This window comes from Streptomyces bambusae, from assembly GCF_019400985.1.
GTDB classification, from domain to species: domain Bacteria; phylum Actinomycetota; class Actinomycetes; order Streptomycetales; family Streptomycetaceae; genus Streptomyces; species Streptomyces bambusae_A.
This window is the reverse complement of record NZ_WTFF01000634.1, coordinates 1-1,429: the sequence shown is the minus strand read 5'-3', so window position 1 is coordinate 1,429 and position 1,429 is coordinate 1. Positions and strand designations below refer to the sequence as shown.

Below are 1,429 nucleotides of genomic sequence, written 5' to 3'. Positions count from 1 at the left end.
GCGATGCGGCGGATGACAGCGTTGGACACGGAGAACCTTCCGAAGGGGACAAGGACCGTCGCGGCATGCCGGAGCATGCGTGAGCCACTCACGCGGAGGAGAGGGGTTCGTCCGGCGGGGGGCGGGGGCCCCGGCCGCCTCGGCGACAACACCAGTTAGCCAGGCCCCGGCGGGCCTGGCAATGCCCCCCTTCTACTAACGGGGCTAGCGGGCGGGGGCGTCCGGAGCCGTCCGGAGCCGACCCGGTGGCGGGCGTGAGGAGGCCCTGGAACCGAACCTCGAGCCGTTCCTGGAACCGGCCCTCAGGGGCTACTAACCCGCCCCGTATGTGACGCAGGTCCTGTGGGCCGCCTCACCGCCAAAGGGCCCGAATGTCGCATTCCGTGACTGCTTGTACCTATTTATCAGGTGTGGCCTGGGCCACTTTGCCCCCTGAATCGAAGGCGACAGGCGCCTCGAAGGCAGCTTTCCGAGTCGCCCGGCGCAGCGCCTTGAGCAGCGTCCCGCCCAGTGTGAGCGTCAGTACGACGGTCAGCGCGGCCCGCCCCAGGTCCCAGCCGAGGGAGGTGGCCGCGCAGTAGGCGGCGAAGCGCAGGAGGTTCGCGGACACGGGATCGCCCGGGTGGAAGGAGATGCCCTGCCCCATGCCCTGCAGGAGCACCCAGCCCTGGAGGTTCATGATCGTGCCGTACGCGAAGGAGCCCGCGAAGCCGTACGCCGCCAGCAGCGCGAGCTCGGCCCGGCCACGGAGCCGCTCGGCCCCCGGCAGCAGCCCGGCCCCGAGCGCGAACCAGCCCAGGGCCAGCATCTGGAACGGCATCCAGGGCCCGACCCCGCCCGTGAGCAGGGCGGACGCGAACATCGTGACCGCGCCGAGCACGAAGCCGAAGCCCGGGCCCAGGACCCGGCCGCTGAGCACCATGAGGAAGAACATCGGCTCCAGGCCCGCCGTCCCGGCGCCGAGCGGCCGCAGGGCGGCCCCGACCGCGGCGAGCACGCCCAGCATGGCCACGGCCTTGGCGTCCATGCCGCTGTCGGCGAGGGTCGCCACGACGACGGCGACGAGCAGCGGCAGCAGGGCGGCGAACAGCCACGGGGCGTCCTGGGAGTGCGCGAGCCCGGACTGCCGGTCGGCGAGCAGGGGCCAGCCGAAGGCGGCGATGCCGATGAGGGAGACGAGTACGAGGGCCACGGCCCCGCGGGGACCCATCCGCAGCGGGCGGCTCATGCCGGCACTCCCGGGGTCCCGGGGCCGACGGGGCCGGCGGGGCCGACGGGGTCGGCGGGGCCGGCGGGGCCGGCCGGGGCAGAGGTATCTGAGGAGTCGGCTGGGGCGCCGTCCTGCGCCCCCGGCTGTTGGGCCGGGCCGGGCCCGCTGCGGTAGGTCCGGCCCGGGCGGGGGCCCGCCGGGGTCCGGCCGGTCCCGCTG

General features: G+C 74.5%; 1 protein-coding gene. It reads right to left on the bottom strand.

What is annotated here, in order from left to right; genetic code table 11:
• Positions 1–397: 397 nt before the first annotated feature.
• A complete protein-coding gene (locus GPJ59_RS36205; RefSeq protein WP_219672355.1) occupies positions 398–1,228 on the bottom strand; it encodes an ECF transporter S component in 831 nt (276 codons plus the stop codon).
• Between the last annotated feature and the right edge of the window lie 201 nt (positions 1,229–1,429).

What these genes read in the sequence shown, in the direction of transcription:
- GPJ59_RS36205 (WP_219672355.1), bottom strand. Translation starts at nt 1,228, where the DNA reads ATGAGCCGCCCGCTGCGGATGGGTCCCCGCGGGGCCGTGGCCCTCGTA.